The sequence below is a fragment of the Marisediminitalea oceani genome, assembly GCF_003731635.1.
In the GTDB taxonomy this organism is placed as follows: domain Bacteria; phylum Pseudomonadota; class Gammaproteobacteria; order Enterobacterales; family Alteromonadaceae; genus Alteromonas; species Alteromonas oceani.
In genome coordinates this window covers 96,903-111,638 of the sequence record NZ_RCUA01000020.1, presented here as the reverse complement: position 1 = coordinate 111,638, position 14,736 = coordinate 96,903, and the positions used below count along the sequence as shown (strand labels likewise).

Below are 14,736 nucleotides of genomic sequence, written 5' to 3'. Positions count from 1 at the left end.
AAATTTCTCCTTAAATTACTTCAAATGTGACTCATAAGCGTCAAGGAAAGCTGCCACGTTCTGGAATAACGTAGTCACTTCAATTTGAATACTCTCTGCTTTTGACTGCGCGCTCAGCGCACCAAATGCCGTGTAGTATTCCTCTCCATTAACGTTGGATATGGCCACCGTTGTGAGTGGGAAAAGCATGTGAGTTGACAGAATATCGTGGTCCAGAGCGGCTTTGTCGGCAACCTGCGATGCATTAAACAGTAAACTCTCAACAATGATTTGTTCACCGCTGATTGCCAGCCAGGCATCCAGCCCGTCCTGATTTGCAATCAGTAAACACTCTTTCTCGCGGGTGACGACCAGGTCATCCATGTCTTTAAACAGGGCCTCAAGTTTTTCAAGATCCCATTCCATACTATATCTCCTTACCGAATCAGCTAAATGCCGTTAACTCTAGTCAGATTTACTACACTGTTGCAACGACTTTACGTTAATTAGTGCAACAAAGTGTGACTAAACCGATAGTCTGTGTTGTTCTCATTGCCCGTTCCGACTGAATTTTTTTAGCGTATCTGCCGGAACGAGGAAAAGTGTAGACAATTAAGGTGGCAATAGTCAATAATAATTATGTCTATATGTGTAAAAAAGTGTGTCAATGTAAAATATAATTCACAAAAGGGGTTGTTTTGAAAGGTCAGAATCAATGGCGGATGGTGGTACAGCGGATTATTCGTTCGGAAATGTCGTTGCGCGGTGTGAAATATCAGGGGTTGAGTGACAAACTGGCAGAAATAGGAGTTTCGCAAACAGCTGATAATCTACGCAATAAGGTGAATAAAGGCATTTTAGGCGCTGATTTGTTGCTGCAAATTCTTTATGTACTTAAAGCCCGACCGTTATCGGCAGAAATGATGGCCGAGATCATGGCCGCTGGTGACGGCGATTAAATTGCTACAAGGTAGAAGATACATGGATTGTGCGGTACATAAACAAAACCCAGCCAAAGTGACTGGGTCGAATAAGGAAGATGGGAGAACATCATCGCTTTGATTAAATAATAGTCTTATTCCAGAATAATAAAAGAAAAACTGTGTATTATCCGGTATTCATTGGTATAGATATAAATACCTATAGTTGGTAAGGGAATTGCAGGATTGCAAGGTGGAAGAACTGCAAAAACGTTGTAAAACGTTGCAAGAGGATTGTAAAAGTAGCGAGCGAGCCTCGATTGAATGTTGGCGAGTAGCTTGCTAACCCAAATAAAATCAGGCCTTTAGCTTAAGCTGAGCTGGCGCTGAATTCCCCCCGCTTCATGAACTCAGAAAGACCGCTGCAGACGGTGAAATTGTAACGATGACACGGCCTTTTTTAGGCGAAATGTGTTACACTCCCGCCAATTTTTGACAGAAAACCTTTTATATCGCCGGAAACCCCTTTCAAGCTGGTATTCCGCGCGTTCTAAAAGCAATTTGATACAACATTTGAGCTGCATGAAATTATCAGATTTTAGTTTTACACTGCCTGAGCACCTGATTGCTAAACATCCTACCGCTGAACGAACCGCCAGCCGTTTGTTACACCTCGATGGCAAAACGGGTCAAGTCGATCATAAACAGTTCCGGGATATGCTGGATTTGGTGGAGCCGGGAGATTTACTGGTATTTAATAATACCCGGGTTATACCAGCGCGCCTTCTGGGGCAGAAGGCCTCGGGCGGCAAAGTGGAAGTATTGGTTGAGCGCATTTTGGATGAGCACAACGCCCTGGCCCATGTGCGCGCCAGCAAAGCACCCAAGCCCGGCACCAAATTACTGCTGGAAGGGGCGGTTGAAGTGACCGTAACCGGTAGGCAGGACGCATTGTTTGAACTGTGTTTTGACGGCGAAAGTACGGTGCTTGAGCAGCTTGAGGCCTATGGCCATATGCCATTACCACCGTATATAGACAGAGCCGATGAAGACAGCGACAAAGAACGTTATCAAACGGTTTATAATCAGGCGCCCGGTGCCGTAGCAGCACCCACGGCAGGACTGCATTTTGATGAGACCATCTTAACCGCACTGGCAGAAAAGCAGGTTAATCTGGCTTACGTTACCTTACATGTAGGCGCTGGGACTTTTCAGCCGGTGCGGGTCGACAATGTGCTTGAGCACAAGATGCACAGTGAATATGCCATTGTGCCGCAAAGTGTGGTGGACGCAGTGCGAGCTACCAAAGCCGCTGGTAAGCGTGTTATCGCGGTAGGGACCACATCAGTGCGTTCGCTGGAATCTGCGGCACTGCATGCCGATCAAACTGCAGTGATTGAGCCGTTCCAGGCCGACACGGACATCTTTATCTATCCCGGTTTCGAATTTAAGGTAGTGGATGCCATGTTCACTAACTTTCATCTGCCCGAATCAACGCTGATCATGCTGATCAGTGCTTTTGCCGGGCGCGACAATGTGCTTAAAGCTTATGCCGAAGCCATTGAACAGGAATACCGCTTTTATAGCTACGGCGACAGCATGTTTATTGAAAAAAGCATTAACACATGATCTCTGTTGTATTGCTGGTATAATCCGCCCTCAATTGAGTATCGACAAAGGGGCGCGCCAATAGCCCTCTTGATCAGACAGGATATTATTTCTCATGCAATTTGAACTGCTCCATACCGACGGTCGCGCCAGACGAGGAAAGCTGGTGTTTGAACGTGGCGAAGTGGAAACGCCGGCGTTTATGCCGGTAGGTACCTACGGTACTGTAAAAGGAATGACCCCCGAAGAACTGGCCGACAGCGGTGCCCATATTTGTCTGGGAAACACCTTTCACCTGATGTTGCGACCGGGGACCGGGATTATAAAAGAACACGGTGATCTGCACGATTTCATGCACTGGCAAAAACCAATTCTCACCGATTCCGGTGGCTTTCAGGTATTTAGCCTGGGTGATTTACGCAAAATTACCGAAGAAGGGGTAACCTTCCGCTCGCCAATCAATGGCGAAAAGATTTTGCTGACGCCGGAAAAATCCATGGAAGTGCAGCGTGATTTGGGCTCGGATATCGTGATGATTTTCGATGAGTGTACGCCGTACCCGGCGACGCAGCAGGAAGCCCGTATCTCTATGGAACTGTCGCTGCGCTGGGCGCGACGCAGTAAAGATGCCCATGGTGATAATCCATCAGCCCTGTTCGGTATTATTCAGGGCGGCATGTACGAAGATTTGCGCGATATTTCGCTGGCTGGCCTCGAGGATATTGGCTTCGACGGTTACGCCATTGGCGGTTTGTCGGTGGGTGAGCCCAAAGAAGACATGATCCGCATCATCGAGCACACGGCGCCGAAAATTCCTGAGCATAAGCCCCGCTATCTGATGGGCGTAGGGAAACCGGAAGATATCGTAGAGGCGGTTCGCCGTGGCATTGACATGTTCGATTGCGTGATGCCAACTAGAAACGCCCGCAACGGTCATTTGTTTGTCACCGAAGGTGTGATAAAAATCCGCAACGCCAAACATAAGCATGATACGGGTCCGCTCGACGAAAATTGTGATTGCTACACTTGCAAAAACTATTCTCGGTCATATCTACATCATCTCGACAAGTGCAATGAGATACTTGGCGCCAGACTCAATACCATCCATAACCTGCGTTACTATCAACGGGTTATGCAGGGATTGCGGGACGCGATTGCGAGTAATACTCTGGACCAATTTGTCAGCGAATTTTACGCACAGAAAAACATGCCGGTACCGGCTTTATAACAATTTATAACGGGGAACATTATGAGTTTATTTATTTCCGAAGCACACGCACAAACAGCTGGTGGCGGTGGCCAGGGCGGCGGTTTAGAAATGCTGATCATGCTGGGCGTGTTTGGCCTGATTTTCTATTTCCTGCTGTATCGCCCACAGGCAAAGCGGGTTAAAGAGCATAAAGCGCTGGTATCATCACTGGCCAAAGGTGATGAGATCCTGACCCAGGGCGGCATGGTTGGTAAAGTAACCAAAGTGTCTGACGAAAAGGATTTTATTGAAGTTGCGCTGAACGATCAGACCAACATCGTGGTACAAAAATCTGCCGTGAGTGCCGTGCTGCCAAAAGGCACAATGAAGTCTATCTAGTAACCAGCTAAAACGGGCTCGGTAATCTCCGCAGCCCGTCGTAGGGAATTTTTGTGTTAAACCAAAACTCATTTTTTAAGGTGCTGGTCGTACTGTTTATGGTACTGATGTGCGGCCTGTATGCGTTGCCAAATTTGTACGGTGAAGATAATGCCGTGCAAATCTCCGGTTCACGCAACGCCACCGTCACCGCAGCACTCGAATCTCGAATCACTTCCGCGCTTGCTGAGCAAAACATTCCGATTAAATCGGTAGAGTTTGAAAACGAGCAGTTGCTGATTCGTCTGCCGGATTCCGACAGCCAGTTAAAAGCGCGTGATTTTCTTGATCGTGAACTGGGCACTGACTATGTAGTTGCCATGAACCTGGCACCTGATACGCCGGAGTGGCTGGAAGGCCTCGGTGGCACGCCCATGAAGCTGGGCCTGGATTTACGGGGCGGTGTGCACTTCCTGATGGAAGTTGACATGAACGAAGCCATTGGCAAATCACTGGAAGATGCCGAAAGCGATTTTCGTACTGCATTACGTGAAGAAAAACTGCGTTATCGCTCGGTAAACGTTCGCGACGGATACATCGACATTCAGTTCCGCGATGAGGAAACCCTTGATAAAGCCGAGTTTTTCCTCGAAAACCGTAATCGTGACCTGACTTATCAGGAAATGGATGATTTAGTGCTGCGGGCCCGCTTCTCTGAGCAAAAGCTTGCCGAGATTAGAGACTATGCGGTTAAGCAGAATATCACCATCATACGTAACCGTGTGAATCAACTGGGTGTTGCCGAACCTGTGGTGCAAAAACAAGGCGCAGAGCGCATTGTAGTGCAACTGCCTGGTATACAGGATACCGCTCAGGCAAAAGAAATTCTGAACGCAACGGCCACGCTGGAATTCCGAATGGTCGATCAGGACAATGATGTTCGTGACGCCGTAGCAGGGCGCGTGCCGCCGGGTTCACAACTGCTGTATGAAGGTGAACGTCCTGTGCTGCTGGACAAGCGTGTAGTAGTAACTGGTAACCACATTATTGATGCCAACAGTGGCGTTGATGAATACGGTTTGCCGCAGGTCAGCATATCGCTTGACAGTGAAGGTGGTAATAAAATGTCGCGCAATACCCGCGAAAATGTGGGTAAACCGATGGCCACCGTATTTATTGAATATAAGGCTACCGGCGAACGTGATGCAAACGATAAGCTGATTTTTGAACGTCACGAAGAAGTTATCAATGTAGCGACTATCCGTGGTCAGTTTGCCAGTAACTTCCAGATCACCGGTCTTGATTCACCCAAAGAAGCCCGCGATTTAAGCTTATTACTCCGCGCTGGTGCTCTTATTGCGCCTATTCAGATTGTGGAAGAACGTACTGTTGGCCCAAGCCTGGGTCAGGAAAATATCGATTTAGGGATGCAGGCTATTATCTGGGGTCTGGCGCTGGTAATGGTGTTCATGCTGGTGTACTACAAAGCTTTTGGTATTGTGGCCGACATCGCGCTGGGCCTGAACCTGGTTATGATTGTGGGCATAATGTCGATGATCCCGGGGGCAACGCTTACTCTGCCTGGTATGGCGGGTATTGTTCTGACGGTGGGTATGGCGGTTGATGCCAACGTGCTGATCTTTGAGCGTATTCGCGAAGAGATTCGTGACGGGCGTAGTCCGCAACAGGCAATTCATCAGGGCTATGACAGTGCTTTCTCTACCATTCTTGATGCTAATATTACCACCTTTATCGCTGGTTTGATTCTGTTTGCCGTTGGTACTGGACCGATAAAAGGCTTCTCGATCACGCTGATGATTGGTATCGCCACTTCTATGTTTACCGCGATTCTGGTTACCCGGGTGATTGTAAATGCCATTTGGGGTGGTCGCCGTGTTAGCAAACTGGCGATATAGGAGCGTCTGACATGCAATTATTAAAATTATCCGAAACCGTTAACTTTATGAAATTGCGGGTACCCGCAATGATATTGTCAACGGTGCTAATCCTCGCTTCGATATTCTCGCTGGCAACTAACAGCCTGAACTGGGGGCTGGATTTTACCGGCGGTACCCTGATTGAAGTCGGTTATGAGCAAGCCGCAGATCTGGGCGAGATTCGTTCGTCTCTGGCGGCTAACGACTTCCCCGATGCCGTAGTGCAGAATTTTGGTAGTAGTACTGATGTGCTTATCCGAATTGCGCCTCGTGAAGGTGTAAAAGCCGTAACCATTGGTGATCAGGTAATTGATATCCTGCAACAGGCTGATAGCAGTGTGGAAAAACGCCGTATTGAGTTTGTTGGGCCAAACGTGGGTGAGGAGCTTACAGAGCAGGGCGGTCTGGCGATGCTGGTAGCGCTTATCTGTATTCTGATTTACGTAGCAGCACGATTTGAATGGCGTTTTGCGCTGGGCTCAGTATCGGCACTGATACACGATGTGCTGCTGACTCTCGGTCTGTTCTCGTTTTTGCAACTGGAATTCGACCTGACGGTACTGGCTGCGGTTCTGGCAGTTATTGGTTACTCGCTTAACGATACCATCGTGGTATCAGACCGGATCCGTGAAAACTTTCGCAAGATCCGCAAGGGTGAGCCAGTGGAAATTATCAATATTTCACTGACCCAAACGCTTAACCGAACCATCATTACCTCATTAACTACTGTGTTGGTATTGCTGGCGCTGTTCTTTAAAGGCGGTGCGCTTATCCATGGTTTTGCTACAGCGTTGTTATTTGGTGTGGTAGTAGGTACCTATTCTTCTATCTATATTGCCAGTTCTGTGGCATTGGCGTTGGGGATCAGTAAAGAAGATCTAATGCCGCCACAGGTCGAAAAAGAAGGCGAAGATTTGGACGCGATGCCATAGGTTGCATTCAGTCAATTTATGCTCAAGTGAAAGCCGCGGAGAATAACCGCGGCTTTTTTGTTGCCAGCCTGCCATTCCTGATACAGCTAGCTCTTTTCAACGTTAGCGAACTTCAATACTGCCGGTAAGCTTTGCCAGCATCTTAACTCCGATACCTTTTACCCGGGTCAGCTCATCCACCGAGCTGAATGGGCCCTGGGATTCCCGGTAACTAATAATGGCAGCCGCTTTGCTTTTGCCAATTCCCGGTAACGTCATCAGTTGCTCCAGTGAGGCGGTATTCAGGTTTAGCAAAGTTTCAGTGGTTGCCACCTGGCTGACTTCGTCAGTCATTTTTAATGATTCAGCAGTGGCACTATTAAAGCCAGCAAACAACGCCAGCACGATCATACAGATTCGAACAGTAGATAATTTCATGTGTAGCTCCTAAAGGTTGTGAATGATGATAATCATCCCCTTTACTCTACTTATCTCTTGTAAAGAGCGGCAGTACAGAAAATGGCCAGTTTTGGTTAGTCTGAGGCGGCTTTATCAAGCTTCAGCGGATAACAATGTTGTGCAGATAAGAGTAAATTAAAAAATTATACTAAAGATGTATCTTTCTCCTTTCACTGTTGCCAAAAATTGATAACTCTCAAACTTAATATTGATAAAATGTGCTTTCGTATTTCGAAGTTTCGTTGAAATTCTATTTAAATCAATGGTTAAGGTTGTATCTTTGCGAGGAGGTAAGGTTTAAACAATAACAGCCAACGCCTGAGTGTTTAAGTTTTCTGGTCTTAACAGCTTCGCAGAGCCTTGGTTATGGAGTTTCTTCACCCGGTCAAATTACCTCTCTTTACATTCCTAAACTATAGTTATTAAAAATCCAGGAAATCATCAATGCCCAGTCAGCTCACCACGTTTTTGCTGGGGGGAATTTTCGTAGTAGTGATTACCATAATGGGTACCTTAGTTAGCCAAACGTTATTGAAACAGGATCAGGTAGTCAGCTTCGAAGCCCCAATGCAGGAATTTATCGATACATTAAGCAGGGAGCTTGATTACAACGCATATGCGCTGCGCTCGCTGGCACAGCTTTTTCGTTCTTCTGAGATGGTAGAAGCTCATGAGTTTGCCGGTTACACCAACCTGGTGATGAGTCAGTTTGGTAATATTGTTGCCATGGCCTACCTGGCAGAACCTGATAATCAAACAGAGCAGTCGTTATCGCAAACCTATTGGCATGGAGCAAGTTCTGTGGCCGGGCTGAGCTCTTACGATCTGCTCGAAAAAGCCGACATTAATAAACTGTATAAGCGTCTTTCGGATACTCGCAGGGCTGTTGCCTCACCTATATTTAAACTTAAAAGCAATGACCATTATTACACGTTTGTTATACAACGTGTGGCCGAAAAACAGGGCTTTGTGGGCATATTGATAGATGCTGGTTTCACTCTTGAGCAAACGCTGAATAACCAGATAAATAATGGCTACTCCTTGTTTGAGCGTGAATCAGGTTTACCCAGCCTGGTTTTCAGCAAGCACAATCAGGTGATAAGCGGTGCCGAAGATGTCACTAGTGGTGACTTTGTCGCTACCCTGAATTTTTTTAATCGTCAGTGGTTGGTGTCGACTTATCAGAACAACCTGTTCCATCACAAAGCCGCCTATTCGATTATCCCGATTGCGGCATTTACTTTAAGTTTGCTGGTTGTGTATCTGGTGGTACAGGCACAGCGATTGAGGTTGGCCAATCGCGAAAAGCAAACGGCATTCGAAGATCTTCAGTTTGCCCAGCAGCGGCTGGTGGAAAATGAAAAGCTATCGGCAATGGGTGGTATTGTTGCCGGTGTTGCTCACGAAGTGAATACGCCTTTGGGTATAGGTATCACCAGCATGTCCCACTTACAGGAGATGATGGGAGACTTGCGCAATGATTACGATAAAGGCTGTCTTGATGCTGAGCGTTTTAAAGAGTTTATGGAGACCGGGGATGAAATGGTCAGCTTGTCACTGAACAATATGCATAAAGCATCGGCTCTGGTTGCGCGGTTTAAAAAAGTCGATGTAATCAGCTCCGATGCCAACCTGACTCTTGAAACCGTGGTTGTGGCCGATCTGGTCGATTCGTTTATTGTTCGTTTTTACAATGAATACCCGGGCTCTCTGGTAAAGATAAACGCTAATATTGATAAGAGTGCGATGGTTTACACTTATCCGGATGTCATTTTGGACATTCTCAATTATCTCGCCAGCAATGCGGTAAGCCATGCTTTTAAGCCCGAGCAAAAGCACTGTGAGATAAGCATTATCTTTCCCTACACTCAGGGAAATAATAATACCCATCTACTGCTGTTTAAAGACAATGGCACCGGCGTAGAAAAAGCCTTGCTGGAACGCATTGTTGATCCGTTTTTTACCACCTGCCGTGGGGCCGGCAACGCCGGCCTGGGGTTGAGCGTGGTTTACAACCTGGTTAAAGGTAAATTGAACAGCGACTTAAATATATTTGTTGATGAAGGTCTGGCGTTGACCTTTGAATTACATGACTTGAATAAGTGAGAGGTCAACAGTGATATCCAACCCACTTTTTGCATCGCAAACATCATCGGCCGAAAAAGTACCAACTGATCCGGCGGATGCGGAGTACGGTTATACCGTGTTGATCATTGACGACGAAGTCGAAGTGCATAAGGTTACCGATTTAACCCTCAAACGTTTTCGTTTTGATGGCAAGCGGATCCGTTTTTTACATGCCTACTCAGCCCGGGAAGCCCTGCAGATCTTCGCCGACAATGAAGACATAGCGCTGGCACTGGTAGATGTAGTGATGGAAACTGATCATGCCGGGCTGGACCTGGTACATAAGGTTCGTAATGAGCTGGGCAACCATCTGGTTCGCTTAGTGCTGCGAACCGGGCAGCCTGGACAGGCCCCGGAGCATGAAGTGATTGAGCGTTACGACATCAATGACTACAAAGAGAAAACTGAGTTAACCAGCCAGAAACTTAAAACCCTGATGTACAGCGGCTTGCGCTCTTTCCGGGATATTCAGACTATTGATAGCCATCGCAAAGGATTACGCCAGGTAATAGAAAGTACCAGTAAAATGCTTAAGCCGAATTCCATGAGCGAGTTTGCAACAGCGGTGCTTAAAGAGATCATGAACCTGTTGCAACTAGATTCCAGCGCTGTGTATTGCACGACTTTTTCTGAGCAAGGGTTTAATGGTCAGCGACGGATCCTGGCTGCCACCGGCTCAATGGCCGACGTTATAGCCGAAGATGACTCTGAAGGGTTGCCGGAGTCGGTGCAGCGCTTATTCGACAAAGCCCTGCAAGAAGGCCGGTCGCTGTATAGCGAGGAAGGCTATGTGTTTTATACCGAAACCGAAAGTGGTTACCAGTCACTGCTGTATGTTGACACCAACGGCAAGCTAACCGATGCGCAGCAGGAATTACTCGATATCTATTGCTTTAATGTTGCGCTGACCTACGCAAGTTTACTCAAGGGCGAGGAAATACTGGATACCCAGCGCGAGCTGGTCTATCTGCTCGGAGATGCGGTTGAGATGCGCAGTAAGGAAACCGGGGCCCACGTAAAACGGGTATCGCTGGTGAGTTATCGCCTGGCCCAGTTATATGGTTTACCAGAAGAGGAATGCCTGGTGATTAAGCGGGCTGCACCGTTACATGATTTTGGCAAAGTGGCCATTCCTGATCGCATTCTGCACAAACCCGGCAAGCTGGATTTAGAAGAATGGGAAACCATGAAAACCCATGCTGCAGTGGGTCACGATATCCTCAGAAAATCGACCAAGCCCATTCTCAAAGTCGCGGCCATGATTTGTATGACCCATCATGAGCGCTGGAATGGCAAGGGCTATCCGCTGGGTTTAAAAGGCTCGGATATTCCGATTGCCGGGCGTGTTGCTGCATTGGCGGATGTGTTTGACGCACTTGGCTCCAAACGTTGTTATAAGGAGCCATGGGCTAAAGAAACCATTCGTGAAGAGCTACTGAAGGAAAAGGGCGAGCATTTTGACCCAAGACTGGTTGATTTACTGCTTGATAACTTCGAGGACTTCTGGGAAATCCGTAATCGCTATCCGGACTAGGGAAGGGCTTCAATGAGTACAGAACGCTTGGACTGGACGTATGAATGGGCTGGACTCATCCGTAGTCACACAGAAAGTACTACGCTGTTGCAATATGCTGTTGATGGCCTGCAACAGCGGCTACCCGAAGAGTTTATGTGTACCTTATGGGTGCTCTCCACTCACAGTGCCGATTGGGTGCCCATCGTGCTAGGGCGGAGTAACCCTTCGCGGGAATACCCATGGCGGTCGCCAACGGCAGCAACCAAACAGTATATTGAGCATTTATCCACCGTTCATAACATGCAGGTATTCAGCAGCGCTGCCGGCCATAGCCATGCTTTGTTAGCCGACAGAGAAACCTTATCCGTGCCCTGGATACACCATTGGTTGTGTGGTTGTGGCGAAGATTATATGGGAGTGTTTGAGTTAGGCGGTGAGGAGCCCGAAGGCAATGAACTGAAGGTCATCAGCCAGATGGTAGAAAGCTTGCTACCCACCATATGCCGAATTACCGAGTCGCCTTTATTTTCAGTGGAAACTTTTGCAACGGCGCCCCTGCCGCAAACTAAAACCTATGAAGCCCTTGCTGAAGAAGAACGGTTGATGAGCCTTGGCAGGCTGGTGGCCAGTGTTACTCATGAAATCAACAGCCCACTTGGGGTAGCTATTACCGGGGTGTCCCATTTAAATGAGTCACTGAACGAACTCAACAAGCATTTCTCTTCAGGCAAGCTTACTGAGTCTTTTTTTCGTCATTTTGTGGAGGAGTCACAAGACGTGGCGGACTTGCTGGCCTTTAATCTGGAAAGAGCAGTGAAGCTCATTGGGGACTTTAAAGCCAATGCCGTGAACCAGGGCGCCGACCAGGCCATCCGGTTTGAACTGGAGCCCGTGCTTAACAGCACGACTAACAGTATTCTGCCGGAACTCAGACGTTACGGCATCGAACTTATAGTCGGAAAAATACCCCATTGTGTGATGTGGTCTTTCCCTGGTGCGTTATCGCAAATTATCACTAACCTGGTGTTTAATTCGATTAACCATGCTTTTACCGGCATCGAAAATAAGCAGATCGCCTTACACAGCGAAATAGACTCTCATAGCGGAGCCTTGAAGTTAATTTATCGTGATAATGGCAATGGCATACCGGAAAAAGATCAGCAATCTGTCTTTGAGCCCTACTTTACCACTCGCAGAGAAGCGGGCGGAAGCGGATTAGGGTTGTCCATCGTTAAAGCGCTGGCAACCAATAAACTCAAAGGCGATTTAGCGTTCAAGTCGGCATCACAGAAGGGCGTGGAATTTGCCTTTACCCTGCCTTTGGATATCAGTCCGAAAAGCACGTAACCGGCTGTTAATGGTGGTTTTAAGCCAGGCTACCTGATTAAATTGGCATTCAGCGTAGCCCGAACAGCTTACTTACACAGCAATGGAGTCGTAAACGACCACTTTGCGCCAGAGGTGTTCGCAGTCTTCCACAAACTTTAGGTGGACGGGGTGCGACTGGTAGCTGTTTTGCCCTTCCACATTATCAAATAACAGCATTTCTGATACGTCAAAGCTATTGTCGACCACTTCACGTTTCTCGGTGGATGCCGGTACGCCTATCTGTATGCCTTTCACCGTTTCTATGCCAGCCAGTGTCTTAAGGCCCGCGATAAGGGCTTCCCGGTCGGCCTGATTACCTGGATTCTTTAACCAGAAAAATACGCTGTGGCGAATTGCTGGCAGAGTTACTTCGCCGGCCGAAACGGCTGATACCGGTGCCAGCGCTGCAGCACCGGCGGCAGCGCCCGCAGTTAACAGAAAACGACGACGTTGTGATTGGGAGTCTGACATAACTTTACTCATAAAATGACCAGGCGCCCATCATTGCACACTCTGCCGTCAATTAGCTACGTCATGGCGTCACCTTTTTCTGGTGCATTATCGATAATTTGCGAGATCTGGTTGTCGCTGCCGATGTCCGCCAGTTCCTTCAGGTAAGCTTTTTGTAATGGATCGAGTGTTTGCCCGTCAAGCAGTTGCTTAAGTTCGGCGCTGTCCTGATTAGCAATGGCAGTTTGCACGGCTGCCATATTAGCGATGCTGTTGTTCGACGTTGTCTGAGACATGACTTTCTCCTTATTGCTCCCATTGATTCGAGACAACAACAAAAAAAGTTCACTTTATACCAATCGGCATAGAGGTTTACCCTCTCAGCAAGACTGGCAGGTTTTGTGGCTAGGCTTGGTTGCACAGGTTTGGTGGTTCCAAATCAAGCAAGCGTAACAACGCCAGAAAGCCTGCCAGCTCACCCTCAGGGAGTTGCCCGAAGGGAGTGGCCAAAACGACTTACATCTGTGTTGCGCCCTCTGGACATAGAATGACTATGCCGCAGAGAACGCGTCGTGATCTAAGTCGTTTTGACTCACTCTGAGAGGGTAAACTCCTATGCGGATTGGTATTATCCAGACAAAAAAAAGCAAGTCCGAAGACTTGCTATTATTCAGTGAAAGCGAAATGCAGCTTACAAACGTTCCAGCATTGCCTGAGTGAATTCGGTAGTGCCGTGCTGACCACCCAGATCGCGGGTAGTGCGATCGCCACTTTCAATCACATCTTTCAGGGCTGAACGGATGGCCTCGGCTTTGTCAGCCATGCCCAGGTACTCAAGCATCTGTACAGAAGCCAGAATGACGCTGGTAGGGTTAGCCAGGTTTTTGCCGGCGATGTCTGGTGCTGAACCATGTACCGCTTCAAAAATGGCACATTCACCGCCGATGTTGGCGCCAGGCGCCATACCCAGGCCGCCAACCAGACCGGCACACAGGTCTGACAAAATGTCACCAAACAGGTTAGTGGTAACAATTACGTCAAACTGATGAGGATTCATTACCAGTTGCATACAGGCGTTGTCTACGATCATTTCAGTAGACTCGATATCCGGGTATTTCTCACCAATTTCGCGAGCGACTTTCAGGAACAAGCCTGAAGTCGATTTAAGGATATTCGCTTTATGTACAGCGGTCACTTTCTTGCGGCCTTCGCGACGAGCTAATTCGTAGGCGAAAGTCACGATTTTTTCCGCGCCTTCACGGGTGATTTTACTACGCGCTTCGGCTTCGGTACCGTCTTCAGAAACTACCTGACCCAGACCAGAGTACATGCCCTGAGTATTTTCGCGCACGGTAATAATATCGATATCTTCGTAACGCGCCTTAGTACCTTTGAAAGACAATACCGGGCGTACGTTTGCATAGAGCTGAAATTGCTTACGCAGGCTTACATTGATTGAGGTAAAGCCTTCGCCAACCGGGGTAGTCAGCGGGCCTTTCAGGGTCACCTTGTTTTTGGCGATCAGATCCAGCGTTTCCTGAGGTAATAGCTCGCCATGATTTTCCAGCGCCATCAGGCCGGCATCAGCGTAATCATAGGCAAAGTCACAGCCTACTTTATCTAAAATTTGCGTTGCTGCATCAATAATATCCGGGCCGATACCATCTCCGCGGATGACAGTAATGCGTTGTTGAGTCATCAGAGATCCTTAATAACTTTTACTGATTCGTTAGGTCGTTTGCTTTTTGATAAGTGTAGCGTAATTTTTGCGCAAGAGGGTTTTTCTCTGGCGTTTTTGTAATCAATTGTAGGGTGTCTTTACACAGGCATAAGTGTATATGATGCAAGACTAAATGAGTAGTTAAATAGGCCATAGTGCTTATAAACAGCGTTT

Annotated in this window: 14 protein-coding genes; 9 read left to right on the top strand and 5 right to left on the bottom strand. The window is 47.7% G+C overall.

What is annotated here, in order from left to right:
- Positions 1-15: 15 nt before the first annotated feature.
- Positions 16-405: a DUF2170 family protein gene (locus D9T21_RS07270; RefSeq protein WP_123324373.1), complete on the bottom strand. Its 390-nt coding sequence runs from the start codon at positions 403-405 to the stop codon at positions 16-18.
- Positions 406-701: 296 nt separating this feature from the next.
- On the opposite strand from D9T21_RS07270, the gene D9T21_RS07265 reads away from it, so the two are divergent.
- The 6 genes from D9T21_RS07265 (at position 702) to secF (ending at position 6,943) form a co-directional block, all read left to right on the top strand.
- Positions 702-938, top strand: a complete 237-nt coding sequence (locus tag D9T21_RS07265) for a DUF6471 domain-containing protein (protein WP_241155659.1) — start codon at positions 702-704, stop codon at positions 936-938.
- A 543-nt stretch (positions 939-1,481) separates the two neighbouring features.
- The gene (gene queA, locus D9T21_RS07260) at positions 1,482-2,528 is read left to right on the top strand and encodes a tRNA preQ1(34) S-adenosylmethionine ribosyltransferase-isomerase QueA (protein ID WP_123324371.1); all 1,047 of its coding nucleotides are present in this window, start codon (positions 1,482-1,484) and stop codon (positions 2,526-2,528) included.
- Positions 2,529-2,622: 94 nt separating this feature from the next.
- Positions 2,623-3,735 (top strand): tRNA guanosine(34) transglycosylase Tgt, encoded by a 1,113-nt coding sequence (gene tgt, locus D9T21_RS07255; protein ID WP_123324370.1) that lies wholly within the window; start codon positions 2,623-2,625, stop codon positions 3,733-3,735.
- Between the two features lie 21 nt (positions 3,736-3,756).
- Positions 3,757-4,095 (top strand): preprotein translocase subunit YajC, encoded by a 339-nt coding sequence (gene yajC / locus D9T21_RS07250; RefSeq protein WP_105933863.1) that lies wholly within the window; start codon positions 3,757-3,759, stop codon positions 4,093-4,095.
- A 53-nt stretch (positions 4,096-4,148) separates the two neighbouring features.
- A complete protein-coding gene (gene secD, locus D9T21_RS07245; RefSeq protein ID WP_123324369.1) occupies positions 4,149-5,990 on the top strand; it encodes a protein translocase subunit SecD in 1,842 nt (613 codons plus the stop codon).
- 11 nt (positions 5,991-6,001) lie between these two features.
- A complete protein-coding gene (gene secF / locus D9T21_RS07240; RefSeq protein WP_105933861.1) occupies positions 6,002-6,943 on the top strand; it encodes a protein translocase subunit SecF in 942 nt (313 codons plus the stop codon).
- Positions 6,944-7,045: 102 nt separating this feature from the next.
- Here secF and D9T21_RS07235 read toward each other — a convergent pair whose 3' ends face one another.
- Positions 7,046-7,360, bottom strand: a complete 315-nt coding sequence (locus D9T21_RS07235) for a ComEA family DNA-binding protein (RefSeq protein ID WP_123324368.1) — start codon at positions 7,358-7,360, stop codon at positions 7,046-7,048.
- A gap of 465 nt (positions 7,361-7,825) precedes the next feature.
- On the opposite strand from D9T21_RS07235, the gene D9T21_RS07230 reads away from it, so the two are divergent.
- From D9T21_RS07230 to D9T21_RS07220, 3 genes are read left to right on the top strand one after another with little or no spacing between them, the layout of a single operon-like run.
- Positions 7,826-9,487 (top strand): sensor histidine kinase, encoded by a 1,662-nt coding sequence (locus D9T21_RS07230; RefSeq protein WP_123324367.1) that lies wholly within the window; start codon positions 7,826-7,828, stop codon positions 9,485-9,487.
- 10 nt (positions 9,488-9,497) lie between these two features.
- Complete coding sequence (locus D9T21_RS07225) at positions 9,498-11,042, top strand: DUF3369 domain-containing protein (protein WP_206427241.1); 1,545 nt, start codon at positions 9,498-9,500, stop codon at positions 11,040-11,042.
- Between the two features lie 12 nt (positions 11,043-11,054).
- The gene (locus D9T21_RS07220; RefSeq protein ID WP_123324366.1) at positions 11,055-12,371 is read left to right on the top strand and encodes a sensor histidine kinase; all 1,317 of its coding nucleotides are present in this window, start codon (positions 11,055-11,057) and stop codon (positions 12,369-12,371) included.
- A gap of 72 nt (positions 12,372-12,443) precedes the next feature.
- Here the strand turns inward: D9T21_RS07220 and D9T21_RS07215 are convergent, their stop codons facing one another.
- From D9T21_RS07215 to D9T21_RS07205, 3 genes are all read right to left on the bottom strand, one after another.
- The gene (locus D9T21_RS07215; RefSeq protein WP_241155653.1) at positions 12,444-12,875 is read right to left on the bottom strand and encodes a Dabb family protein; all 432 of its coding nucleotides are present in this window, start codon (positions 12,873-12,875) and stop codon (positions 12,444-12,446) included.
- Positions 12,876-12,919: 44 nt separating this feature from the next.
- Complete coding sequence (locus tag D9T21_RS07210; protein WP_123324365.1) at positions 12,920-13,138, bottom strand: hypothetical protein; 219 nt, start codon at positions 13,136-13,138, stop codon at positions 12,920-12,922.
- Between the two features lie 395 nt (positions 13,139-13,533).
- Positions 13,534-14,541: an isocitrate dehydrogenase gene (locus D9T21_RS07205; protein ID WP_105933854.1), complete on the bottom strand. Its 1,008-nt coding sequence runs from the start codon at positions 14,539-14,541 to the stop codon at positions 13,534-13,536.
- Between the last annotated feature and the right edge of the window lie 195 nt (positions 14,542-14,736).

What these genes read in the sequence shown, in the direction of transcription:
- D9T21_RS07215 (WP_241155653.1), bottom strand. Translation starts at nt 12,875, where the DNA reads ATGAGTAAAGTTATGTCAGACTCCCAATCACAACGTCGTCGTTTTCTG.
- tgt (WP_123324370.1), top strand. Translation starts at nt 2,623, where the DNA reads ATGCAATTTGAACTGCTCCATACCGACGGTCGCGCCAGACGAGGAAAG.
- D9T21_RS07235 (WP_123324368.1), bottom strand. Translation starts at nt 7,360, where the DNA reads ATGAAATTATCTACTGTTCGAATCTGTATGATCGTGCTGGCGTTGTTT.
- D9T21_RS07230 (WP_123324367.1), top strand. Translation starts at nt 7,826, where the DNA reads ATGCCCAGTCAGCTCACCACGTTTTTGCTGGGGGGAATTTTCGTAGTA.
- yajC (WP_105933863.1), top strand. Translation starts at nt 3,757, where the DNA reads ATGAGTTTATTTATTTCCGAAGCACACGCACAAACAGCTGGTGGCGGT.
- D9T21_RS07220 (WP_123324366.1), top strand. Translation starts at nt 11,055, where the DNA reads ATGAGTACAGAACGCTTGGACTGGACGTATGAATGGGCTGGACTCATC.
- secF (WP_105933861.1), top strand. Translation starts at nt 6,002, where the DNA reads ATGCAATTATTAAAATTATCCGAAACCGTTAACTTTATGAAATTGCGG.
- queA (WP_123324371.1), top strand. Translation starts at nt 1,482, where the DNA reads ATGAAATTATCAGATTTTAGTTTTACACTGCCTGAGCACCTGATTGCT.
- D9T21_RS07270 (WP_123324373.1), bottom strand. Translation starts at nt 405, where the DNA reads ATGGAATGGGATCTTGAAAAACTTGAGGCCCTGTTTAAAGACATGGAT.
- D9T21_RS07265 (WP_241155659.1), top strand. Translation starts at nt 702, where the DNA reads ATGGTGGTACAGCGGATTATTCGTTCGGAAATGTCGTTGCGCGGTGTG.
- D9T21_RS07210 (WP_123324365.1), bottom strand. Translation starts at nt 13,138, where the DNA reads ATGTCTCAGACAACGTCGAACAACAGCATCGCTAATATGGCAGCCGTG.
- D9T21_RS07205 (WP_105933854.1), bottom strand. Translation starts at nt 14,541, where the DNA reads ATGACTCAACAACGCATTACTGTCATCCGCGGAGATGGTATCGGCCCG.